Origin of the sequence: Niastella soli (assembly GCF_017742245.1) — a bacterium.
Lineage (GTDB): Bacteria > Bacteroidota > Bacteroidia > Chitinophagales > Chitinophagaceae > Niastella > Niastella soli.
Window position 1 is genome coordinate 448717 of sequence record NZ_JAGHKO010000011.1, and the last position, 24352, is coordinate 473068.

Consider the following 24352-nt stretch of genomic DNA (forward strand, 5'->3'; position numbering starts at 1 on the left):
TGCTTGCCATTGAAGAAGCTGCAATTTTTAAATTAAAAAATGTAAACCTATGGCACAAAAAGGCTTTCTTATCGACATGGATGGGGTTATTTACAAAGGCAGTGAGCCTATTCCCGGCGCAGTAGAGTTCATCAATTCATTGCGTGAAAAAGGGTTTCCTTTTTTATTCCTGACGAATAACAGTCAGCGTACACCTCGCGACGTGTGCTACAAATTACGCAAACTTGGTTTTAATGTAAACGACGAAGATATATTTACCTGTGCTATGGCCACAGCCCGTTATCTGGCCTCCCGTAAAGAACAAGGCACGGCCTATGTAATTGGGGAAGGTGGTTTATTGAACGAATTGCATAATGTAGGTTATTCCATAGTTGATGATCATCCTGACTATGTGATCATTGGTGAAGGCCGTACCATTATGCTGGAATCAGTTGATAAAGCTATCAACATGATCATGAACGGATCGAAGCTGATAGCCACCAATCTTGATCCCAATTGCCCGGTTGGCAATGGAAAATACCGGGCCGGTTGTGGCGCTTTTGTTGCCATGCTGGAATTTGCTACGGGCAAACAGGCGTTCAGCGTGGGCAAACCCAGTCCGGTAATGATGCGGATGGCGCGGAAACTCCTGGAACTTTCGACCGATGAGACCATTATGATCGGTGATACTATGACCACTGATATTCTCGGCGCCGGTTCCATGGGCTTTACAACGGTTTTAACGCTGTCGGGCGTAACAAAAGAAGCTGACCTCGATCAGTTTGGCTATGCGCCGGATTTCATTATAAGATCGGTAAAGGACCTGCTCGATGAGGAACTATTTGCAAAAGTGCTCGATAAACAGCATGAGCCAATATTGACGGTAGCTTAATTGACCTTGTTTTTTTCAATCCAGCAATACTACATGAGAGGAGAGAGTCCCCGACGGTATCGTCGGGGCTCTTTTTTTTGTGTAATTCACAGGCTATCACCACCTGTATTTTTCCTTTTTGCCAGTTTGTTTTTTGGATTTAAATTGCCGCCTTATCCACCCGAAACCGTACAGCTCAACTGTACAAAAAAATGAATAAATACTTACTGATCGTAGTATCATGCCTGGTTTGCTTCCTATTTGCTTTGCCTGGTTTTAGCCAGGATAATCAGGATAATCAATGGTTAAAAGGCACCTGGAATGGTGTTTATTATGGCGAGAAAAGCATGCTCACCAAAAGTTTTGATACCCGTCTACAGGTCACCAAAGTGAATGGGGCGCAGTTTGAAGGGGTAGTGCAGGCCATCTTACCTACCGATACCACTGTACGTTTACATACCCGCATTGTTGGTCGTATATATGAAAATCATCTTATGACCAAGTTGAAGGAGGTGGTTTATTTTAAAGACCCGCCTGGTCAATACTCCTGGGCCAAAAATTGTAATTTATGCGACAGCATGAAGTACACCATTGAAAAACGGGGGGATAGTGTGGTATTAGAGGGCGAAAGAAAATGCGATACGCTGTGTAGTATTGTGGCCCGCTATACCAAAAACATCGGGGCACTGGAGGCTGAACCCGCTTATTTGTACCAGCCTGATATTTCGCTCCGTCAATTCACCATTAAGATCGCCACCAGCTTTTCATTTGTAAAACCTGTTTATAAAGATTCCCTGGCAGGCCGCGATCATTTAGCCGGCCGGGCGGTGGAAAAACCCATCAGATACGATATTAACTCAGATTCTGCGGAGATCTGGTTTATGGATAATGGCATTGTCGATGGCGATACCATCAGCGTATATTATAACGGGCAATTGATTGTGCCGAGCCTTTGTTTAAAAGTAAAACCTTTTGCCATTAAAGTACCGGTGTATCCTGGCTACCCCAACCTGTTAGTTGTTTATGCCGAAAGCCTGGGTTCTTTACCACCCAATACCGCTTATGTACGCATCTTATATGGCAAAAAGGAGCAAAGCTTTTTGCTCAGTTCCACCATGTCGAAAAGCGGGAGTATTGAGTTGATAAATAATTCAGCCCCCAAATAGGCGCTGCAACCTTTTTAATAAATAGTCACTTCCCATAAGCCGGCCATTCCTTTCAAAAAGCTTATTCGTAAATACCGCGCTGTTACTGAGAAATTATCAATATGGGGTGATTGTATGCGTACATCCGCATGACCACCGCATTGTTTCCAGGTTTTGGCATTGGTGGAATATTCCAGTGTATAGGCGTGTCCGGCGGTAGGTTTTACAAAATAAGCTTCCAGCTTTTTTACTTTTTGTGCAGTGCCCAGGTCTATAATGAAAGTAGCCAGTGAATCGGTGGTGGCCGCCAGCCAGCGCGTGCCATTCGATTGGTCAATGGCGTTTTGAGGTTGATAGGTTTCAGTTCTGTTTAAAGTGGAATCCTTGATGGGTTTTATTTTCAGATCGGGCAAGGTACTGGAAGCTATTGCATTTTTGATTGCAAGCGGTTGAGGATGCTTTATGTGACGCAGTGCGCCCACCCCTTCATGGGTCAAAACGACAGGGTTAATAGTGCCATCTTCATTAAAGGTTAATTTATCAACCCAAACCTGGCGGTTGGTGCTGCCCCGGCCAAATTCCAGGTAAGCGAAATAATAATTGTCTGTTCCTTTTACATTGAATACGGAGCCATGACCAGGACCATAAATGCCTTTGGCATGATCGGTGGTAGCAATAATATCTTTGTCCGGAAATTCAAAGGGTCCTAATGGCGATACCTTGCTATAGATGTAAGCATACTGATAATTTTCATGTCCTGATAAAGTATACAGGTAATAGTAAATGCCTTTTCGCTTAAAAAGAAATGGTCCTTCTGAATAACCTCCGCGTTTGGTGGGTATTACCACCGTAGTATCGAGCGTAACCATATCATTGTGCAGCCTGGCGGCGCCGCGTTGGGCCCATACCATATAGGTTTTGCCATCCTCATCGATGAAAACTTCGGCGTCTATTCCTTTGGTCCCTTTAGGGCCTTTCAGTGTGACCAAAGGTTGAGGCGCATCAGACCCGGTAAAAGTGTCCCCGCCTTTTAATACATGAAAGGGGCCGGCAGGGGAATTGGCCACTGCCGCCTGGATATTTGTGTTGATAGTGGGATACAAATAATATTTTCCATTCACCTGAGTAACGGTGCTGGGTGCCCAATATAATTGTCCAACCGCAGCAGGAAAGAACGTCCCTTTAAAGCTCCAGTGTACAAAGTCTGGTGATATCCAAACAACTGGCGGACCAGAAGAGGCCAGTCCCTGATTATAACCATCTGTGGTAGCATAGCAATAAAAGGTGTCATTAATTTCTACTATACTGGGGTCGGCAATCAGATCGGGAATAATGGGATTACCGGGGCGTTGTGCAAGGCTGAGGGTTGAATGAAAAAGGGTAACGATTATTACCCAGGCAAGTGCTCTCATTATTTTGATATTATGTGGGTCATGATTTGATTGCAATATTATGGTAAAATCCAATTTGTGTTAAGATAGTTTATTTACCTGATAATAATCGGGAAATAAACCATGTGAAAATATAGTTACTTCATATGCCATTAAAATTAAACCAAAACAATTGTCATATGAAAAAAGTAAACACCTCCTGGTATATGGATAACATATACGACTGCTTCTAACGGTAATCATTAATTCTTCCTGCTACTCCTTTTAGTTTTCCCCAATTGTAATTGCGGTGCGATTTGTGTAGCATCATGCGGCGGTTGCAATTTTTACCTTCTTCTTCCCAATTGTTAAAAGGATATGCAGGAATTGTATAGCCCCCCTAACTATTTATTCCTGTCATCAAACAGGTAGGTCAAAACCTGCCAGGGATTGCCATATGCCTGTGCGATGGCCTTAAACAATCAAAACAATGAAAATCAGCATTTACTTATTACTTGTATTGCTATGCGCAGTACCAACGATTCATGCCGCTACGGTAACTGTTTCTTCTTTATCGGCTTTGCAAACTGCTATAAATAATGCAGCGCCGGGTGATATCATCATTCTGGCCAATGGCGTTTATACGGCCAGTACAGATATTACTATCAGCAAACAGGGAACGGCCGCTTCGCCTATTACCATTCAGGCGCAAACAACCGGAGGCGCTGAAATAAACGGCACGGCCGGCATTAATATCGTCAGCCCGGCGAAATACATTATTATTAAAGGATTCAAATTCACCTTTAACGCGTCGCAGGCCACTATGGCCAGTGGCACCAGCTTTATTCGCTGGACGCGCAACATCTTTCAAAACCCCGGTGAGGGTGAAGACCTGTTGTTGAATGGCAACGATCATGAAGTAGATTACAATACCTTTCAACATAAAGATGCATTGGGTCGTTTTATTGCCGTTCGTGGTTCGGGAAGCCAGATCGCTCAACGCCTGCACATCCATCACAACTATTTTTTCGATCAGCAACCACAATCCGGCAATGGAGCCGAGACGGTGCAGTTTGGTTTAAGTGGATATAGCCTGTCGAGCAGCAACAGTATTTTCGAATACAATCTTTTTGAAGAATGCGATGGCGAGAATGAATTGCTCTCTGTTAAATCAAGCGCGGTCACTGTCCGGTATAACACCATTCGTAATTGCCCGGCGCAGTTTACGCTTCGGCATGGCAATCATTGTCTGGTGTATGGTAACTATTTTATCAATACACCTGGTATTCGCATCTTTGGCGACGACCACATCATCTTTAGTAATCATTTCGAGAACTGTAGTCCCGCCATCAATATAGGGAATGGCGATGGGGAAGTAGCCGATGGAGATGCTTTAACGGTGCACGACCGGCCCGACCGTACCGTGATCGTGTTTAATACACTGGTAAACAACACCACCAACTACACACAAAGCGGTCGTACGAATGGGTTAGGTGCCACCAATACTACGTTTTCCAACAATATTATCCAGGGTGGGGGCCCTGCAGCCTCAATTGCTGGCCCCTATACGGGCGCTGTATGGTCGAACAATATCGTATACCAGGCCAATGGCGCTGGTTCAATGCCGTCTGGTAGTTATACGGTAGTGAATCCATTGCTGGCCAGGGATGCAACCGGTACTTTCCATTTGCAGGCGGGTAGTCCGGCCATCGATGCGGCCACGGGCACGTATTCAGCCGTTACCGTTGATATGGATGGACAAAGCCGTTCGGGTACTAAGGATATTGGCGCCGATGAAGTGGGGACAGGCCCGGTGATCGCTCAAATTCTTTCTACATCGATGGTGGGCTACAATGGCAGCGATCCTTCGGAATGTTTACCCGTGGTGGCCAGCAGTGACGATGGCAACGTACCGGGCAATGTGCTGGATAATGACCTGAATACCCGCTGGTCGGCCAGTGGTGATGGGCAATGGATCCAATTCTGTTTAAACAGTGCTACTACTGTTACCGGGGTACAGATCGCCTTTTATAATGGTACGACCCGCACTTCTTCATTTGATATTTTAACCAGTACCGATGGCGCCAACTGGAGTACAAAAGCTTCCAACCTGGTAAGCAGTGGCACCAGCCTGAACCTGGAAACCTTTTCCATCACCAGTACTACTGCCAAATATGTTCGCATTGTAGGACATGGCAATAGTGTAAATGCCTGGAACAGTTATACCGAAGTGCATATTCAAATTGCTTCCTCATTGACGGCGCGTTTGATGGAGGAAGGAACAGCCAGCCTTAAAGGAGGGCTCAACAGTTATCCCAATCCATTCCATACAACCAATACCATCACATTTGAGCTGGGGAAAGATAGCCATGTTCAGCTGAGCGTATTTGATGTAATGGGCCGGCAGGTAGCCCTGCTGGTGAATGGCGTTGTAAAGAGTGGGGTACATCGTGTTCCCTTCGATGGGAAAGGGTTACCGGTTGGAATGTACTGGATCAAGCTGGTGCGGGAGGGGAAAAGTGTTATGAAGCAGATAGTGAAGGAGTAGGTAATAGGTAATAGGCAAACGGCAAACGGCAGACGGCAATGGAATACAATAGGATGCTCCACGCTGCGCGTGTCGCGTTCAAAAAGGCAGTAGGCAATGGGAAGTAGGAAGTAGCTCACCTACGCCAAGGCTTCGGCGACCGAAGGAAGTAGGAAGATGGATTGGGCTGCGCAAGATAATTTCAGTCGTGAGTGTTTTCCTGAGCGCAGCGAAGGCGCTAATGCTTCGAACGCAGGGAGATGCCAGATGCCTGGTTTTATTTCACAGCCTGTCCCGATTTGTCGGGATTTCACGTTTGCCGTTTGCCGTTTGCCGTCTGCCGTCTGCCGTTTGCCGTTTGCCGATTCTCAAACATCCTGTCTCTTATTGTTAACCTATAAATGATCACCCGAATGAAAAAAGTTACCAACCTTATTTTATGGAGCGCATGCTTGCTCTTGGCATCCGCTAAAAACACCCAGGCGCAAACGCCTGTTCAGAAAAACGGTCAACTCCGTGTTATCGGGACCAAATTGTGTAACCAGTATGGAAATCCCATTCAATTACGGGGTATGAGTACCCACGGTATTCAATGGTATGGCTGGGGAAGCTGTTTAACCGAAGCGTCACTCGATGCACTGGCCTATGACTGGGGCGCCGATGTGCTGCGTATTTCGCTGTACGTACAGGAAGGTGGCTATGAGACCGATCCTGCCGGATTCACTGCCCAGGTGAACCGCCTGATAGAAGAAGCCACAGAACGTGGCATGTATGCACTGGTTGACTGGCATCAGTTGGATCCCGGCGATCCCAATTACAATTTGTCGAGAGCGAAAACTTTCTTCTCGGCTATTGCCAATCAGCACAAGAACAAGAATAACATCATCTACGACATTTGTAATGAACCAAATTCAGGTGCTACCTGGGCAAAGATCAAAACTTATGCTGACCAGATGATCCCCTTTATCCGCGCTATCGATAACGATGCGGTGATCTGCGTGGGTACCCATGGCTGGTCTACTTTTGGCTTATCTGATGATGGATCTTTACAGGATGTGATCAACAATCCTTTGACCTATCCCAATGTGATGTACACCTTCCATTTTTATGCGAAGGACCATCGAACTGAGTATTTGAACCAGCTGAACAAAGCATCAGACCTGTTCCCCGTATTCGTGACCGAGTTCGGTACGCAGGAAGCCAGTGGTGATGGACCAAACGACTTCACCATGGCGCAACAATATATTGATCTGATGGCCAGGAAAAAGATCAGCTGGACCAACTGGAACTACTCTGACGACTTCCGTTCCGGTGCCGTATGGGTAACAGGTACCTGTTCAAACGGTCCATGGACCACTGCCCGCCTGAAACCAGCAGGCGCCTGGGTCCGGGAGCGGATGTTGAGCCCCGTTGATGATTTTCCTGGTGGTAGCCCCACTTGCGAGCCGGTTACAGCCAGCAGCAACGATGGCAATGTGCCTGCCAATGTATTGGATAACGACCTCAATACCCGGTGGTCTGCCAGCGGGGATGGCCAGTGGATCCAGTTCTGTTTAAACACGCCTGCAACAGTTTCAGGTGTACAGATCGCTTTCTACCAGGGCAATACCCGTACGTCAACCTTCGATATTCAAACCAGTGATGACGGACTGGCATTTACTACAGTTGCGTCTGCTATTCACAGCAGTGGAACTACGCTGAACCTGGAAACATTCTCCTTTACCCCACGCACGGCAAAATATGTTCGCATTGTAGGACATGGCAACAGCGCGAGTGCCTGGAATAGTTATACTGAGGTGAAAATACAAACAGGTACAGGTGGTAATAACCAGCTGTTCACTTTATTGCCTACCCAGGATGCATATGTGCGTGATGGCGCCAATGCCACCCTTATTCATGGCGTAATAGATTCTACTTTATTAATGACAAAAGTAAATCCAACCACTACCACTGGTAACAACCGCGAATCGTATTTGCTGTTTGATGCAGGCAATGTAACCGGCACTATTAATACAGTTACATTGAAAGTATATGGCAAAGTAGATCTTACTGCTGTTGCTACTATTCCGGTTGGTGTTTTTTCTGTGGCCAATACCAGTTGGACCGAAAATTCATTGACCTGGAATAATAAACCAGCGGCAGGCTCAACAGCCCTGGCATCTGCCGATATTTCCAGCGCTGCCTTCAATTATGCAACCTGGAATGTTACCAGTTACGTGAAAAGCGAAATAGCTGCTGGCCGTAAGATCATTGCCTTATCGCTGAAGAGCCTGGCATCAAACGATTCCCGGATCCTGTTCAACTCGGCAGAGACTGGCAACAACCCGCCGCAACTGGTGATAGATGCTACCACCACTGCCACCACGCGGATGATCGTTTCCTCGTTGATCGATCAGTCATTGAAGCCTGTAGCGGCAACAACTGTCCTGCAGAGTTATCCCAATCCATTCAAAAACAACAATACCGTTGTTTTCAACCTGACAACGCAGGGACATGTTTATCTGTCGGTATTTGACCTTACCGGAAAAGAAGTGGCGGTGCTGGTAAATGGCAATCTGTCGGCCGGCAGCCACCGTACCAACTTTGAGCCGCGTCATTTACCCGCCGGTATCTATACCCTGAAAATGGTGCATAATGGCAAAATAACAACTACCAAGCTGGTGAAAGAATAGACTTCTCCTGAAGAAAAACAGCCAAAATGGGGTCATCCGTGTATGCGGGTGGCCCTTTTTTAGGAAAATGGCAGTTATCCACAATCCGCACCCAAATGCGTGCGTTATATATGGGATACGGTATAACGAACACTTGTTATATTTGCACCATGAAGCCTATCTTCTTGACTATTACTGTTTTATTCAGCCTGTTCTGTCAGGCGCAACCAGTACCGGTGACCTCGAGATTGTTTGCCTGGAAAGACCTTGTTGTTCAAAAGGATTCCAGCAGCTATTTTATGAAACTGGCCAATGGTCCTACAGCTACACTGGCCAACCTGGAAATGCGGGTAGTGGAACTGGACCCTGGTAAACAGCCCCATGCACCACTGGCCCACCCCGATGCAGAAGAACTCATCATAGTTAAAGAAGGCAATTTAAAAGTAACGGCAAAAGGACTTTCAACCATTATTGGCCCCGGTGGCGTTGCGTTGATCATGCCAGGGGATATCCATACGTTTGAATCCACCAGCAAGGTGTTGACGGCTTATTATTCGATCCGGTTCAAGCCAACAACCTTCCTCAATATAGAACGTGGTAACCAGGCAGGCGGCTCTTTTGCCGGTGACTGGGAGAACTGGTCGGTTCAGCAAAATGAGAAAGGAGAGAGAAGGGCGGTGTTTGAGCGTTTCACCGCCGCATTTGAAAAGATGGAATTGCATGTGACCACGCTGAATGGTGGACTGATAAGTCATTCACCGCACAAACACTCGCAGGAAGAATTGATAGTAGTGAGAAAAGGCAATGGGATTGTTTTGCTGGGTGATGCCACGCAGCCTGTAGGCGAAGGTGATGTGATCTTTTTTTCGTCCAACAGCCTGCATTCATTAAAAAATACCGGAACAGAACCATTGGAGTATTTTGCGTTGCAGTTTCAATAGAAGGCAATAGGCAATGGGCAATAGGCAATGGCTTCTTCGCGGCAGACAGCAGACGGCAGATGGGAGACGTTTGCAGATTCCTTGTTGTTGGTCGCCGTTCCGGCTCCCGAAATCTATTCGAGGCTCGCGACTATTTTCAGAACTACCTTTCAGCAAATACCTCCTATAACTTAATAACCTAAGAACAAAATAACTTAAACTGTATTTCCTTGCCAACTGGTCAACTGTTCAATTTATCCCACTATGCAACCATTGCCAGATAACCTGCATCTTGGGCCCTCTGCAACTGTACATTAAACAATTCTACCCATTTAGTAATTAATATATTCCTCTTGTTTTTTAATGCTTAAATTTTCGTTGTTCTCCTTATATTTAAGGCCTCGCAAACAACCAATTTAATAATTGCCGATATGAAAAATTCTCGTCGCGGGTTTATAAAACAAACCACTATGGCCGGAGCTGGATTATTAGTTGCCAAGGCCGGATTTTCTGCACAAAGTTATAGAAGGATCATAGGTGCCAATGACAGGGTACGGGTTGGGGTGGTTGGTTTTTCAGACCGTCACCGCAGTTCTCACATGCCTTGTTTTATGAACCATTACAAGGAGCTGAATTTTGATATTGTTGCAGTTTCTGATATCTGGAAGAAAAGAAGAGAAGAGGGCGCTGCCCAATGGAAGGAAAAAATGGGGCATGATATTGTTGCCTGTCGCAATAATGAAGAATTATACAGCAAGAAACTGGCGGATGCCGTATTCATCAGTACCGCCGATTTTCAACATGCGCTGCACGCCATTGAAGCAGTAAAAGCTGGTTGCGATGTATATTGTGAAAAACCGTTTGCCGAAACGATGGAGGATAACCGTGCTGCATTGAAGGCCATCAAAGCTACTGACAGAATTGTGCAGATCGGTTCACAACGCAGAAGCGGCGCAAACTATCATGCCGCAGATGAATTCATTAAATCGGGCAAGTTTGGTCCTATTACCATGGTAGAACTTACCTGGAATGTGAACCAACCCGGTCGCTGGCGTCGTCCGGCCTTACTAAAAGAATTAAAAGAAGAAGATACTGACTGGAAACGCTTCCTCATGAACCGTCCGTTTGAAGCGTTTGACCCGCGCAAATACCTCGAATATCGTTTGTTCTGGCCTTATTCATCAGGTTTGCCTGGTCAGTGGATGAGCCACCAGATAGACACTGTGCATTGGTTCAGCGGCATTCCCCACCCACGCAGTGTAGTGGCCAATGGCGGCATTTACATGTGGAAGGATGGCAGAAAGAACTGGGATACTATTACTGCCGTAATGGATTATGGTCCAATAAACGATCCTTCAACCGGCTTCCAGGTTACATTTGGCAGCCGCATGCACAATGGTGACGAAAAACCATCAGAGATCTATTTCTCCAATGGCGGTGAATTGAACCTCATCACCAATACGGTTTCACCAAAAGGCGGTTTAACAAAGAGGTTTGCCGAGGATATGGGTATGCAGCCAAACCTGTTACCTGAACTCAGCCTGTCGAATACCGAAGCGGTAGTGGCCAGCGCCAATACCGGTGGCGATAAACTAACCAGCAACCACGTACGTAACTGGATGGAGTGCATTCGCAGCCGCAAACAACCCAATGCACCTGTTGAAGCTGGTTATAATCACTCTATTGCTACCATCATGACCAATGCCGCCGTGCATACCGGTGGTAAGGCTACGTTCGATGAAAAAACACAGGAAGTAATGGTGAACGGCAAACCATTTAAATATTAAGTATTTTAGTAACAACCATTTTATAATGCTGAATGGCTCGTCTCCCCGCAGGTTCGGGAGGACGAGCCATCTGGCAATAAAGGAAAAATAAAAAATTCCGGATGAAACAACTTTTCCTTTGGGCAATTGGCTCCTGTATCTTTTCAGCATCCTTTGCCCAGAAAAAAGAAATGGTAAAACTGGTCACAGAGAAAGACCAGACTACCGTCAACGTGCTTATCGGTTCAAAACTGTTTACCCGATTCATGTATCCCGATACAATTGCCAAACCGGTGTTGTATCCCATTTTCTCGGCTAATGGGGCCATGGTTACCCGCGGGTATCCAATTTTTACCATGCCTGGTGATCCTACCGATCACCCGCATCACCTGGGTTTGTGGTTCAATTTTGAAAATGTGAACGGGCTCGATTTCTGGAACAACTCTTTTGCCATTCCAAAGGAGAGAAAAGCCTTGTACGGAAGCATAAAGACCGATCGCATTATTAAAAAGGAAGATGGCACCAAGGGTATCCTGGCCTATCATGCCAACTGGACCGATTCGAAGAACAACATCTTGCTGGAAGAGACCACGCAATATGAGTTCAGCGGCAGCGGTAACCAACGCATTGTAGATCGTATTACCACGTTGAAAGCCGATATGGATGTGCTTTTCACCGATGCAAAAGATGGTTTGCTGGGACTGCGTGTTGCGCATGAGTTACAGATCTCCAGTAAAAAAGACCAGGTATTTACCGATAATAAAGGTGTCGCAACCGTCGTAAAAGCCAATACCGATGCCATTGCCACTGGTAATTATATCACCAGTGCCGGTAAGGAAGGCGACAGCGCCTGGAGCACCCGGGCTGTATGGTGCAAAATGTTTGGCAAAATGAAAAACGATTCCATCAGTATTGCCATCATTGATCATCCCAGCAACATCAATTACCCCACTTACTGGCATGCCAGGGGCTATGGTTTGTTTGCCGCCAACCCGCTTGGTGAAAAAGTGTTCACCAATGGTAAATCGGCTAAAAACCTGCAATTGAAAAAAGGGGAGAGTGTTCGTTTTGTTTATCGGATCGTATTCGATGAAGGTGCTACCACCATTTCAGCTAACCAGTTAAACCAACTGGCCGATGAATTTTCAAAAACAAAGTTTAAAGATATAGATAAGTAATCAGGTAACTGTTTGCCTGGCAAGCTGAAACGGACAATTCATTAATAATGAGTTGTCCGTTTTTTTGTGTACGCTTATTTCGTAAATATTTATTATCAAACTGATCTGGGGCGGGAATATAAACCGGACCCTATTGAACATCAATAAAAAAAATCTGGAACAGGCACGATTATTTCTACCTACTTATTAGATAAAAGTGTAAATTTATTTGACCACCAAGTAAAGGTGGATCTCCCTACTGCACTAGTCAAATTAACCCTGTTTTTATCCGGTATTCGTGATGAGAGCGAAATAGTGAGCGTTGATCCTGAACAGCATACCCTGTGTGCTGGTACCTGATGAATAAAATAATTACAAAATCTTATTACAAGGAGCTGGCTTCACCGCAATTGGGCGGGGGTTGGTAAAATGGATGTGATATGCGTGTACATTCCAATACTCAACAGGGTAATTTTCCTGCTGTTGGTAGTGCAGACAATCCGGTGTTCAATGCTGTTTTTAATTCCCTGGATGTAGGCATTCTGGTTGCTGACAGCGATGGATATTTTGTGGATATGAACGATAGCTTTTGCCAATTGACAGGATATGAACGCCGGGAGTTGATAGGTAAGTATTTTTTAACCGTAGTGCCTGATATCCAACGTGACTTTACGTATTATACCTTTACTTCAGTAATGTCGTCCCCGGTGCCCCGGCAAACGGTCATTGAATTTCCCATCCAAAGAAAAGACGGTCACATCTTCCGGGTTAATTGCAAGGTAAACGTACTGGTTGAACCGGATGGAAACCGGTATATGATGGTGAGCATTACAGATGTTACCGAAACCAATAATTATAAACACCTGCTGGAAGAAACGGAACTGGCAACAGGCATTGGCGGCTGGCAGCTCGATGTGCAATCCAACCGGCTGTCCTGTACGGAAGGTATGTACAAGTTGTTGGAAATAGCAAAGTACAATACCATGTGTTGGGAAGATATTCTTTCCTTCGTTGGCAGCGATGCCTATTTGCAATTCAAACAGGCCGTGCACCTGGCAGTAGAGAAAGGTACGCCTTTCAATTTAGAGCTGGATTGTACCGGATGCTCTTCAGGAAAATGGATCCGGGCAATAGGCCGGCCCAAACAGGTATTTAATAAAACCATTCAACTGTTTGGCACCTTCCAGGACATAACCAAGGAAAAGAAGGCTGAACAAATGTTGCAACTGGGGCAATCAAAATACCGCGCCATTGCTAATAGCAGTTTATATGCCTTTATTTTGGGTAAACCCGATGGCACCATCCTGGAAACCAATATAAAAGCCCGGGAATTGTTTGGGTATAGCGAAGAAGAATTTAAAAAAATACACAGAAAGGATATTGCAGTACACACACCGGAATTTTATGCTATGATGGATGAGCGATTGAAAAAGGGATTTGTACAGGGCGAACTAATTGGCATAAAACGCAATGGCGAACAATTCCCCTGTGAGTTCTCCTCCGTTTATTTCAAGGACATAAACGGGGAAGATAGGTTGAGTACTGTTTTGCGTGATATTTCAGCCAGAAAGAGAGTGGAAGAAGAATTAAATAAGCTCTCCCATATTGCCCGGGAAACTCTGTGTGCCATTTTAATTTATGATCTGGACAACAGGATACAATGGGTCAATGCCGCGTTTACCCAGATAACGGAATATACTCTGGAAGAAGCCGTTGGCAAACGGCCGGAGGATTTTTTATATGGAGATGAAACAAGCCAGGAATCATTAAAGGAAGTGTCCGAGAATAAAAAAGCAGGTCGCACCTTTGAAACAGAGTATATGATCTATTCCAAATCGGGCCGCAAAAAATGGGTTACTCTGCAGGGGCAACCACAGTTTGATAAATTGGGAATGCTTACTGGTTATTTTGCCATAGCCATCGATAGTACCGAGCGCAAGAAATCGGAAGAGCAGATGCTGCACAACCAGAAATTGTTACAACAGGCAGAGCGCCTTGCTTCCCTGGGTAGTTGGGAAACCAATTTAAAAAGCGGGATCACCATCTGGTCCGATGAAATGTACCGGATCTTTGGCTGGGATACAAATAATGTAACGCCGACCATGGGCCCGCAAATGTCAACTATTCACGCCGGTGATATGGAGTATGTGTTGAACAGCATAAAGGATACCATTGAAGGTAAGGGCGATTTTGATCTGGAGCACCGCATTGTTCGTCCTGATGGCAGCTTGCGTATCATACATTCACAAGGACAATTGATAAAGAATAATCTGGGTGAACCGGAAAAGCTGATCGGCGTAGTGCACGATATCACGAACGTGAAACAGGCTGAAGATCAACTGCGCCAACACGAGGCCGATCTGGCTGAAGAAAGAGTGGAGCACCAGCGGCTAATTGCCCGGGCCACTATCAATACGCAGGAAAAAGAACGGTCAGACATAGGGAAGGAGCTGCATGATAATGTAAACCAGATCCTGGCTTCTGCAAAATTGTTCCTGTCGTCGCCCTTCCTGGAAGGGGATGAACGGGAGAAGTTCACCACTAAGGCTACAGAACATATTCATATGGCCATAGAAGAGATCCGCAAATTGTCGAAATCGCTGGTATCACCCAGTGCCGAAGACCTGGGCATTATTGAGACCATCAATGATATGATCGGTGATATCAGATGGGCACAGAAAATAGATATCAGCTTTAACTATGCCGGCATCAATGAATCAAAGCTCGACTATGGATTAAAGCTTACCATTTATCGTATTGTGCAGGAGCAAATGAGCAATATTCTAAAACATGCCGAAGCCACACAAGTGGTGATCACCTTAAAAGAACAGGCCAAGAAACTCATTCTTACCATCTTCGATAATGGCAAAGGGTTTGACCCACAAACCAGGCGCAAGGGCATTGGTCTCAACAACATTATTAACCGCGTTGATGTGTTTAATGGGATGGTAGATATAGAATCTGCACCGGGGCAGGGGTGTATGGTCAGGGTGGTTTTTGATAAGTGAGTGAATGGGCAATAGGCAATGGGCAATGGGGAATACACCTCAGCGCGGAAAAGGCAGACGGCAGACGATTTTTGACGGCGAACGTTAATAATTAAATTTGAAGCTCTGCAACCAATTAACTCAAGAATTTAAAAACTGCTTGCTGATATTTCCTGATCAACGTATCAACTAACTACCCTCTCAAACGCGCTTCCTCTAAATCTAATTCCCATTCCCGCTCCCGTATCAACTCTTCACTAAACGTATTGTTATGACGGAAGTGGTTCAGTTCCCGGCGGCGTATTTCAACCAGCTCCAGTAACATTTGCCGGTATTGCGGCAGGAAGTTTTGTTCTTCTGCCGAAGTTTGCTGCGTATCCAGTTTTCGCTGTGTTATTTCAATCATCCGGGCATAGCGGTCGCGTACACGTTTATACGTTTCATTCTCATCTATTTCCTGGGCATATCTGTCATCGATGTGAGCTAAAACGGCATTGGCCAACCGCAAACGCATATCCAGTGCCTGTCTCTCTTCTGATTCCTTTTCATCGCCTTTGATCTTCAAAATCCTGATGATCGGTTTCAGGCTCAATCCCTGCAGCACCAGCGTAAACAAGATCACTACAAACGTGATAAACAAAATAAGGTTGCGATGGGGAAAGGCCTGATTGTTGGCCAGGGTAAGCGGTACCGCCAGTGCTGAGGCCAGGGATACCACACCCCGCATGCCGCTCCAACCGGTCAACAGTACCATTTGCCAGCTTGGCCTGGTTTCTTTTTCCCGGATCTTTTTAAATAAGATCCTGGGCAAATAGGCACCGGGGAAAACCCAGGCAATCCGTATGACGATGGTAGCCAGACTAATGATAATAGCATAGGAAATGGCCTGGCCAACGGAATAATTTTCCATTCCTTTTATAATATCGGGCAATTGCAGGCCTATCAGTATAAACACCATCCCGTTCAGCAAAAATACCAGGGTGTCCCACAAACCCATTACCTGGATCCGGGCTTCATAACTGAAAATATCCTGTGAGCGATAGGTGAGGAATAAGCCACCGGCTACCACTGCCAACACCCCTGATACATGAAAATGTTCAGCTGTGACATACATGATATACGGAGTAATAAGGGTGAAGGCGGCATCGATGGCCGGCGTAGTTGGGAAGAAGCGATGGATGGCATATACAATGTGCGCGATGACCAGCCCGATGAGGATACCAACAATGGCTACCACAAAAAAAGTTTGGGTGGCTTGCCACATATTGAACATGCCGGTGAACACGGCGGCCAAAGCAAACCGGAACACGATCAAACTCGCCGCATCGTTTACCAGACTTTCCCCTTCTAAAATGGTGGTTACTCTTTTGGGTACTTTCAGACCTTCCAGCACAGAAGTGGCTGCCACTGCATCGGGCGGTGATATAATGCCACCCAGCAGAAAACCGGCCGCCAGGGAAAAGTCAGGGATCAGCAAGTTAGAGATCCAGGCTACGGCCGCGGAAGTAAATATAACAAGCCCAAACCCCAGCATGCTAATAGGCCTTTTGTACCGCCAGAAATCGTTCCAGGAGGTATTCCAGGCTGCTGCATACAACAGCGGGGGCAGAAAAATAAGGAAAACGAGGTCGGGATGCAGCGTGATATGGGGGATGCCGGGTATCAGGCTGATGAGCAGTCCACCGATTACCAGGAAGATAGGGTAGGCTATCTTCAGTTTGCTGCTTAGCATGGTTAGGATACTAATAACAAATAAAAGTGATAGAACGAGTAATAGGTTATCCTGGATCATAGTCGCAAATCTACAGTTGTACAGCCAAATTGCCATAAAACAACCAGGCAACAGCGGCCCGGGAATTGAATAGTAAAAAATGGTAACGCTATTCTCCTCTAAATGATTTTTATGGAACCTGTCCGCAAAACTCCTTTTGTAATTATAGCAGCCCAGGTAGTGGTAGGTCTTTTTATTTTCTTTTATATCTTATACATCGGGCGCGATATTATTCTGCCGGTTGTTTATGCCGGTGTGTTGGCCGTTTTATTAAATCCGCTGGTTAACAGGTTGGTGCATCACCGGGTGAGCCGGGTACTGGCCATATTCATTGCTGTTATAGTGTTGTTGCTCCTGATCGGCGGACTCATTTATTTTGTGGTGAATCAGTCTATGCGGTTTGGCGATACATTGGTAACGCTTCAGCATAAAATTAATCTCATGCTGCAGGAGGTGAGTGCCTGGGCCTCCAGAACATTTAGTGTTAGCCGGGAAAAAGTAGATAGCTGGATAGTTGACACGGAGAACAAACAATTGAACGAATCGGCCGCTATTGTGGGACAAACGCTTGTTACGGTCACCAATATTCTCAAGCTGTTTTTCCTGATACCGGTGTATGTGTTCATGTTCCTTTTTTACAAACCACTGCTGCTGGATTTTATTTCCCGGTTGTTCCGGCGGGAAAGTCATGAAACTGTTAGTGAAGTGTTGTTTGAGACCAAAACCCTGATCCAAAGCTACCTGGTTGGATTATTGTTTGAAGCAGCCATTGTGGCCACTTTAAATACAATCGGGTTATTGTTATTGGGAATAGATTATGCGGTTTTGCTGGCCATCATAGGAGCGCTGTTAAATATTATTCCATACATAGGCGGTATTGTTGCGGTTGCCTTGCCGGTATTGATCGCATATACCAGTAAATCGCCTGTTTATGTATTGTGGGTGCTGGCCCTGTATGCGGTGGTACAATTTTTAGATAACCATTATATAGTGCCGAAGATCGTGGCGTCCAAGGTGCGGATCAATGCACTGATGTCGATCATTGTGGTTTTTATTGGCGGGGCTATCTGGGGTATTGGCGGGATGTTTTTGTCTATTCCCCTTACGGCTATTGCAAAAGTGATCTTCGATCGCATTACTCCGCTGAAACCCTGGGGATTTTTATTGGGCGATACCATGCCGCCTATTGGGAAGACTATTTTTAAAACACCGCCTCGGGTTAATAAGAATGAGGTAGGAGGTAAGAAGTAGGAGGTAAGAGGTAGGAAGTAGGAGGTAGGAAGTAGGAAATAGTTGATAGGTTGACAGGTTAACAGGTTGACAAGGATAAAGGGCGTTGATCAGTTGACGCGTTGATCAGGAAATACAAGTTGATAGGGTTGATAAAGGCAGTCAGTTTGTTCGTTATTTAGTTCTTAAGTTCTTGAGTTGTCGAGGGAGTCCGGTTGTCGTGAGGCTAAAATTGCCATCGCCTATTGCCTTTTGTATTTCATGTCTGCCGTCTGCCGTCTGCCGTTTGCCGTCTGCCGTCTGCCGTCTGCCGTTTGCCGTTTGCCGTCTGCCGATTGCCGATTCAAGAAAAAGCCCCTGCTGTAAGCAAGGGCTTCGTATTCGTTGCCTGCCTCGTTTCTATTCGTCCAGGATCGAAAGTGTTAATTTTACAATCTCACGTAATAATTCTCCATCCGGTTTATTGGTGCCGGTTACGCGAAGTCCCATTAAGGAATTGTAAAAATGCCTGGCCATAGCCTTTGGGGTGAATTTTTTGGGGATCTCACCTTTCGCCTGTCCTTCTTTTATCAGGGATGCAAGCAGCTGTTCCATATCATCCATGTTTGCATGGAAGATGGTTGCCACTTCGTTATCCACCGAACCCAGCTCCAGGCTTACATTGATCAGCAAACAACCTTTGCCGTCTTTGTCAGCCAGGATATCATTTATAAAATATTCGAAAATGGCACGGATCTTTTTCTTGGGGCTGTCGGACTTGGCAGTTTGTTGTTCCATCGTGCATTGCTGCTCGTTGCGGTATTGATCAAGGCTTTTAAGGAACAAGCCATGTTTGTCGCCAAAAGTATCGTAGATACTCGACCGGCTTATACCGGTTGCCTGAACCAGGTCGTCCATTGAAGTGCCATTGTATCCCTTCTTGCAAAAAAGCTCTCTGGCTCTTATCAGCACTTCCGTTTCATCAAATTGTTTTGTCTTTGGCATTAGGTGTATTTGGAATCTTTGTTCCAAAATTACCACTTTTTTACAAAGTGATCATCCCGCCGTCAGCGATCAACTCGGCACCTATTACAAAACTTGAATCATCTGACGCAAAGAAGGTGGCAATGCGGGCAATTTCTGATGCGTCACCTAAACGGCCGATAGGCACCTGGTTAGTTAACACCTCTTTAAACCCATTCACTTCTTCTGGGGTTAAACCAGTCTTTTTTAAAATTTCGGTAGTAACCGGGCCAGGACTGATGGCGTTCACCCGGATTTTGCGGGGTAATAATTCAGTGGAGAGTGTACGTGCCAGGGTAAGCAGTGCTGCTTTGGTAGCTGCGTAAACGCTGGTGTTTGCCATACCCATGTGGGCGTTGATAGACGTATTCAGAATAATGGAACCGCCATCGTTGATCAGGGGTAATACTTCCTGAATAGTGAAGTACGCGCCTTTTACATTGATGTTGAATTGCTCATCATAGTGTTCTTCCGTTACTGATCCTATTGGGGCAAACTTGCCTATACCTGCATTGATAAATACCACATCTAGTCGCGGAGTGATCTGTTGAACCTGTTTGGCAAGGGCCCGAATATCACTCAGGTTGCTGGTATCGGAAAGTATGGTATGCACTTTTCCCTGCAGGTCTTGTTTGGCTTTATCCAATGCGGACTGGCTGCGGCCGGTTATGATCACTGTAGCGCCTTGTTGTAAAAACTCTTTTGCTGTAGCAAAGCCTATACCGCTGTTTCCGCCGGTTATAAGTGCTGTTTTATTCTGTAAACGACTCATAAAAATTGATTGTTGATTGATTTATTAATACTGGAACGATCATTCCGGTACAAAGGTAAAGGTATTGGAATGAATGTTCCAAATAAAGTTGGGTAAGATTTAGAAAGTGTTAACAGTTGGGGAGATGGCAGAAGGCAGAGGGCAGAGGGCAGAAGGCAGACGGCAGACGGCAGACGGCAGACGGCAGAAGGCAGAAGGCAGACGGCAGAAGGCAGAGATGGTCCTTCGCTGCGCTCAGGACCGGGAAAGGCAGTAGGAAAAGGCAATGGGCATCAATGTCATTTAGTTAATGCTTGTTTTAAGGTATCCCCTCCTTGGAGTCTCCTTGGAGGGGAAGGGGGTAGGTTTGCACCGGTATTGTGCCGGGTTTGCGGCGCTGGTTGTTCGGACCTTGTTCGGGTTTTCCTCGGGAACACCCGAACATCCCCAGGGAGAGTCCGAACAACTTCCGAACATTCTCCACGGTAATGCCGGCACAATACCGCCGCCAGCCCAAACAATAGGCGGCTTTCTCTATAACCAGTGAAGACACATCTGGACCATTATAGACGTAAATGGGGAAACATGATCCATTGTAGGACCGTATAGACATGCCTGTTATCTAGGTACCAATAAATGTGTTTACCTTTGTAGTGTATGCGCGTTTACAGCTCTTTGACATAGGGGAATAGTTGATCAGGGAGACAGTTTTTAAGTTTGTTAGTTTTTAAGTTCGTAAGATCTTAGATTCCTACTGTTGACAAGGCTCTGGCCGAAGGCCTAAAAAGAACCCAAGAACTAACAAACTTTGTATTAATCTGCAAACTCCCACGCACTTTGATAAGCATTGCGGTCCTGCGCCCAACTGATGAAATTGGAGTAGAAATCGAATTGCGACAGGGTAGCGCTGTCACCTATCACCACCAGTTTTTTACGTGCGCGTGTCATGGCCACATTCATGCGGCGGATATCGCTTAAGAAACCGATCTTATTATCAGGGTTGCTGCGCGTCATGCTGATGTAAACAATATCGCGTTCCTGACCCTGAAAGCTGTCGATGGTATTGATAGCGATCTTATGCGTGTAAGCCTTTAACGCAGGCGCGCTTAAGAATTGTTCTCTCAATGTATCTATCTGCTGTTTGTAAGGCGAGATGATGGCGATGCTGGGGAAGTTCTCGGGTTTATAATGACCATCCAGCGATGACACCAATTGAGTAAGATGCCTGAATAAAAAGGCCGCTTCCTCGGGGTTGTACGTGCTGGTTTGTTCGGTCTTTTCATCAAATCCGCAACCGGCGGTATCAACAAATACCAGCGGGTTGTCGTTGTTGAACAATACATGCCGGGCAACGGATGCATGCGCTTTTAACCGGTCGTCATAAAAGGTAGAAGAAGAATAACCCATGATCATTTCGTGCATGCGGTATTGCTCTTCCAGCAGCACTACTGATTCGGGATGTAATGCCACGCATTTTTCCAGCAAAGTAGTGGCCAGTCCGTTCCTGGCCGCTTCTGCACTTTTTACAGTGGGCGGTAACTGGCAATGGTCGCCAGCCAGCACAATTTTTTGTGCTTTCAGAATGGGGATCCAGCAGGCAGGTTCCAGGGCTTGTCCGGCCTCGTCTATTACCACCGTATTGAACTTTTGGTTACGCACGGTATAATGATTGGCGCCCACCAGCGTAGCGGTGATCACCTGTGATTTGGCTACCAGGTCTTTAATGATGTATTGTTCAGAATTATCAACCTCTTTCATAATGTTGCGCGCTTCGGCAAACAGGGCTTTGCGCTGATCACGTTCGGCCTTACCGAAGTGGCGTTTGTACTTGTGCGCCATATCCATGAAAGCCGATGCCTGTTTTTTGAGGCGTTTTATTTCCTTCATGTGGCTGTGTTCCGCCATCTTGTAATCGAGGGTAAGTGATAACAGGCGTTCTGATACCCGTGCGGGGTTACCCACCCGTAATACGTTCAGTCCTTCGTCACTTAATTTTTCGCTGAGCAGGTCAACGGCTGTATTGCTTGGCGCCACCACCAGTATTTGCTGGTTATCCCTTTTTGCCATGGCCTTGATGGCCTGTACCAGGGTAGTGGTCTTACCGGTTCCCGGCGGGCCATGCACAATAGCCAGGTCGTTGGCCTGGAGTATTTTATTTACTGCGGCCTGCTGGGAAGCATTCAGGGTGGATACCGGCAAGGGGGCGCTGTTTTCAAACGTAGGCGCTTTATTGCCGGTAAGTATTTGTATCAACCGGCCTTCCGCTGGTTTTTCCGCCAGGGAAGCCGCCAGTTTACAGGCGTTCTGCATTTCATCGTAGCTGTTCTCATCAAACAGCAGGTCTATACCCAGTTTGCCATCGCTGGCCCAGTCGGGCAACTCATCGGTGCGCAGGGTGATCTTGAGGCGGTTGCCATTTACAAAGGAAATGGTGCCTTCCACCTTATTGTTCTCAGCGTCGTGGTTCGAGAACAAAACGGCAGGCATGCCAAAACGTAACTGATGAATAACATCCTGATGTGTAGTGCGTTCTACTTCAACGGTCAGGTAATCACCCCGGCTCATTTCCTGATCACGGATGGCGATGGGGTACCAGGTCAGGCCATTGGCCCTGCGTTGATTTACAGATGTAGTTTGAGTAAGTTTAAGATATAATTGCCGGTCTTCTTCACGCTCGGTCTTCAACAAATCCAGCAGCCTTTTGAAATAATCCATCCGGCAAAGGTAACAAATGACAGGTACACCAGGGCAAGCCCTTCCCATTGAAAAAGCAGTAGAACCACCCTAAATAACTGATTTTTGATAAGTTAACAGTAATTTGGTTGGGGTGTAAACATTTAATATTTAACTTTACTTTCCATTTTTGCATTACCTCCCTCACAATCAGAAAGCGACACCCTTGCTTTGGTATAGATTATTTATTCTTGAAGTATAGAAAAATGCTAGATGTATCAACTGAGATTATTATCAATCTCCCGAAAGAAAAAGTAGCCGAATTTGCTTCAGATCCAGCCAATGCGCCCAGTTGGTGTGCGCATATAAAATCTGTGGAATGGAATAATGAAGCGCCCTTACGGGCAGGTGCTAAGCTTGTTGTCAATGAAAAGCTCATGCGCCGGCGCCAGCAACTTGTATATGAGGTGTTGGAAATTATTCCCGGGCAAAAAATGATCATGCAAACCAGCAGCAATGGTATGCATATGGAAACCACGGTGGGCTGGCAGGCGATCAATGAAAATACCACGTGTATGACCCTGCGGAACCGGGGTATTCCCGCTGCATTTGCGCCTTTTCTGAAACTGGCTATTCGGAATGTCAATCGACGGAATCTAAAACAGCTAAAAAAGATGCTGGAACTCAGCTATCGCCGCCTGGTAGTATTGTAAAATAGTTATTTTTTTCACATACTGGCGTTTACGAAAGGAAGGTATTATTTTAGTAAGACCAAACTTTGATCTATGAAAAGCAATACCAGCCAGAAGTTCCTTAAGTATGTATACAGTAACTATACGGGCAATTTTATAGGCTTTGCCATTGGTATGGCCTCTACCCGCCTTGTAGCTCATTTCTTTACTACCCGCAGCATTAAAAATTTATGGGGGCTGACCGCCAAAAAAACGGTGGTAGACAAACAGACCTTTAGCTTTATGGAATGGATGATCTCCATTGTCATTGGCTTTCTGGTGTTTGAGATCATCTCCAAATGGGTTCAAAAGAAAATGAATCCCTTGTTGCAAAAGTACAAAGGCTACCTGCCTGCAGACTGGGTTGTTGATGAAAATGCCCCGCCTGCAGCCCCTGCTGAACATGCGGTTCCGGTAGTAGCCCAAACAGTATCGGAAAAAGCAGGTAATGCTTCCAGTGAAAATGCTGGTTAACGATCATTATCTATAAGGTTATATAAACAAACAACCCCTGCCGGCAAGCAGGGGTTGTTTATTTGGTTGCTAAAGGCGTTTGTTCCTCTTTGATACCTCGATGGTATCTCATTGCCTCCTCGGCGCACGACAACGCCCAGTCCGCATTTCCTGGCTTTATAAAAGCCTTTTGCGGACGCCATGCATCTGTTACAATGGCATTTGATCAGGGTGAGAATGGAGGGAAAGTATGGCGGGACCATGATGAGAATAGCCTTGAAAAGGATTCAAGGAGGAGCCATAAGCATATCAAAGAGAAGTTATATCGCTATAAGGTCGCTGAAAGGTCGCTATAAGCCTGCGTGGAA

The 24352-nt window shown here is 45.9% G+C and carries 16 protein-coding genes; 11 read left to right on the top strand and 5 right to left on the bottom strand.

The features are described from left to right. Positions 1-49 precede the first annotated feature (49 nt). On the top strand, positions 50-871 hold the full coding sequence (locus J7I42_RS27815; RefSeq protein ID WP_209142376.1) for an HAD-IIA family hydrolase: 822 nt from the start codon (positions 50-52) through the stop codon (positions 869-871). Between the two features lie 191 nt (positions 872-1062). Then, the gene (locus J7I42_RS27820; protein ID WP_209142378.1) at positions 1063-2016 is read left to right on the top strand and encodes a hypothetical protein; all 954 of its coding nucleotides are present in this window, start codon (positions 1063-1065) and stop codon (positions 2014-2016) included. Between the two features lie 14 nt (positions 2017-2030). Here J7I42_RS27820 and J7I42_RS27825 read toward each other — a convergent pair whose 3' ends face one another. After that, on the bottom strand, positions 2031-3407 hold the full coding sequence (locus J7I42_RS27825; protein ID WP_209142380.1) for a family 43 glycosylhydrolase: 1377 nt from the start codon (positions 3405-3407) through the stop codon (positions 2031-2033). A gap of 448 nt (positions 3408-3855) precedes the next feature. Here J7I42_RS27825 and J7I42_RS27830 point away from each other — a divergent pair, with 448 nt between their 5' ends. The 6 genes from J7I42_RS27830 (at position 3856) to J7I42_RS27855 (ending at position 15394) form a co-directional block, all read left to right on the top strand. Next, positions 3856-5913 (top strand): chondroitinase-B domain-containing protein, encoded by a 2058-nt coding sequence (locus tag J7I42_RS27830; RefSeq protein ID WP_209142382.1) that lies wholly within the window; start codon positions 3856-3858, stop codon positions 5911-5913. A 392-nt stretch (positions 5914-6305) separates the two neighbouring features. Continuing rightward, positions 6306-8564 carry a cellulase family glycosylhydrolase gene (locus tag J7I42_RS27835; protein ID WP_209142384.1) on the top strand — a complete coding sequence of 753 codons (2259 nt, stop codon included), beginning with the start codon at positions 6306-6308 and terminating at the stop codon, positions 8562-8564. 149 nt (positions 8565-8713) lie between these two features. Continuing rightward, complete coding sequence (locus J7I42_RS27840) at positions 8714-9484, top strand: cupin domain-containing protein (RefSeq protein WP_209142386.1); 771 nt, start codon at positions 8714-8716, stop codon at positions 9482-9484. A gap of 410 nt (positions 9485-9894) precedes the next feature. After that, positions 9895-11250 carry a Gfo/Idh/MocA family protein gene (locus J7I42_RS27845; protein WP_209142388.1) on the top strand — a complete coding sequence of 452 codons (1356 nt, stop codon included), beginning with the start codon at positions 9895-9897 and terminating at the stop codon, positions 11248-11250. A gap of 101 nt (positions 11251-11351) precedes the next feature. Further along, positions 11352-12407 carry a DUF6807 domain-containing protein gene (locus tag J7I42_RS27850; RefSeq protein WP_209142390.1) on the top strand — a complete coding sequence of 352 codons (1056 nt, stop codon included), beginning with the start codon at positions 11352-11354 and terminating at the stop codon, positions 12405-12407. Positions 12408-12826: 419 nt separating this feature from the next. Further along, positions 12827-15394 carry a sensor histidine kinase gene (locus J7I42_RS27855; protein ID WP_209142392.1) on the top strand — a complete coding sequence of 856 codons (2568 nt, stop codon included), beginning with the start codon at positions 12827-12829 and terminating at the stop codon, positions 15392-15394. A 172-nt stretch (positions 15395-15566) separates the two neighbouring features. On the opposite strand, the gene J7I42_RS27860 is transcribed toward J7I42_RS27855, so the two are convergent. After that, complete coding sequence (locus tag J7I42_RS27860) at positions 15567-17201, bottom strand: Na+/H+ antiporter (protein ID WP_317196268.1); 1635 nt, start codon at positions 17199-17201, stop codon at positions 15567-15569. A gap of 75 nt (positions 17202-17276) precedes the next feature. Between J7I42_RS27860 and J7I42_RS27865 the strand changes: the two genes are divergently transcribed. Beyond that, on the top strand, positions 17277-18395 hold the full coding sequence (locus J7I42_RS27865) for an AI-2E family transporter (protein ID WP_209142396.1): 1119 nt from the start codon (positions 17277-17279) through the stop codon (positions 18393-18395). Positions 18396-18773: 378 nt separating this feature from the next. Here J7I42_RS27865 and J7I42_RS27870 read toward each other — a convergent pair whose 3' ends face one another. The 3 genes from J7I42_RS27870 to J7I42_RS27880 form a co-directional block, all read right to left on the bottom strand. Next, positions 18774-19358 (bottom strand): TetR/AcrR family transcriptional regulator, encoded by a 585-nt coding sequence (locus tag J7I42_RS27870; RefSeq protein ID WP_209142398.1) that lies wholly within the window; start codon positions 19356-19358, stop codon positions 18774-18776. 40 nt (positions 19359-19398) lie between these two features. Further along, a complete protein-coding gene (locus J7I42_RS27875; protein ID WP_209142400.1) occupies positions 19399-20148 on the bottom strand; it encodes an SDR family oxidoreductase in 750 nt (249 codons plus the stop codon). 792 nt (positions 20149-20940) lie between these two features. Beyond that, positions 20941-22842 carry an AAA domain-containing protein gene (locus J7I42_RS27880; RefSeq protein ID WP_209142402.1) on the bottom strand — a complete coding sequence of 634 codons (1902 nt, stop codon included), beginning with the start codon at positions 22840-22842 and terminating at the stop codon, positions 20941-20943. Positions 22843-23066: 224 nt separating this feature from the next. On the opposite strand from J7I42_RS27880, the gene J7I42_RS27885 reads away from it, so the two are divergent. Both J7I42_RS27885 and J7I42_RS27890 read left to right on the top strand, forming a co-directional pair. Beyond that, complete coding sequence (locus tag J7I42_RS27885; RefSeq protein WP_209142404.1) at positions 23067-23513, top strand: SRPBCC family protein; 447 nt, start codon at positions 23067-23069, stop codon at positions 23511-23513. A 72-nt stretch (positions 23514-23585) separates the two neighbouring features. Then, entirely contained in the window at positions 23586-24005 is a 420-nt protein-coding gene (locus J7I42_RS27890) for a hypothetical protein (RefSeq protein ID WP_209142407.1), read from the top strand. Positions 24006-24352 lie beyond the last annotated feature (347 nt).

Coding starts and splice junctions, on each gene's coding strand:
- J7I42_RS27815 (WP_209142376.1), top strand. CDS start 50: ATGGCACAAAAAGGCTTTCTTATCGACATGGATGGGGTTATTTACAAA.
- J7I42_RS27820 (WP_209142378.1), top strand. CDS start 1,063: ATGAATAAATACTTACTGATCGTAGTATCATGCCTGGTTTGCTTCCTA.
- J7I42_RS27825 (WP_209142380.1), bottom strand. CDS start 3,407: ATGAGAGCACTTGCCTGGGTAATAATCGTTACCCTTTTTCATTCAACC.
- J7I42_RS27830 (WP_209142382.1), top strand. CDS start 3,856: ATGAAAATCAGCATTTACTTATTACTTGTATTGCTATGCGCAGTACCA.
- J7I42_RS27835 (WP_209142384.1), top strand. CDS start 6,306: ATGAAAAAAGTTACCAACCTTATTTTATGGAGCGCATGCTTGCTCTTG.
- J7I42_RS27840 (WP_209142386.1), top strand. CDS start 8,714: ATGAAGCCTATCTTCTTGACTATTACTGTTTTATTCAGCCTGTTCTGT.
- J7I42_RS27845 (WP_209142388.1), top strand. CDS start 9,895: ATGAAAAATTCTCGTCGCGGGTTTATAAAACAAACCACTATGGCCGGA.
- J7I42_RS27850 (WP_209142390.1), top strand. CDS start 11,352: ATGAAACAACTTTTCCTTTGGGCAATTGGCTCCTGTATCTTTTCAGCA.
- J7I42_RS27855 (WP_209142392.1), top strand. CDS start 12,827: ATGCGTGTACATTCCAATACTCAACAGGGTAATTTTCCTGCTGTTGGT.
- J7I42_RS27860 (WP_317196268.1), bottom strand. CDS start 17,201: ATGGCAATTTGGCTGTACAACTGTAGATTTGCGACTATGATCCAGGAT.
- J7I42_RS27865 (WP_209142396.1), top strand. CDS start 17,277: ATGGAACCTGTCCGCAAAACTCCTTTTGTAATTATAGCAGCCCAGGTA.
- J7I42_RS27870 (WP_209142398.1), bottom strand. CDS start 19,358: ATGCCAAAGACAAAACAATTTGATGAAACGGAAGTGCTGATAAGAGCC.
- J7I42_RS27875 (WP_209142400.1), bottom strand. CDS start 20,148: ATGAGTCGTTTACAGAATAAAACAGCACTTATAACCGGCGGAAACAGC.
- J7I42_RS27880 (WP_209142402.1), bottom strand. CDS start 22,842: ATGGATTATTTCAAAAGGCTGCTGGATTTGTTGAAGACCGAGCGTGAA.
- J7I42_RS27885 (WP_209142404.1), top strand. CDS start 23,067: ATGCTAGATGTATCAACTGAGATTATTATCAATCTCCCGAAAGAAAAA.
- J7I42_RS27890 (WP_209142407.1), top strand. CDS start 23,586: ATGAAAAGCAATACCAGCCAGAAGTTCCTTAAGTATGTATACAGTAAC.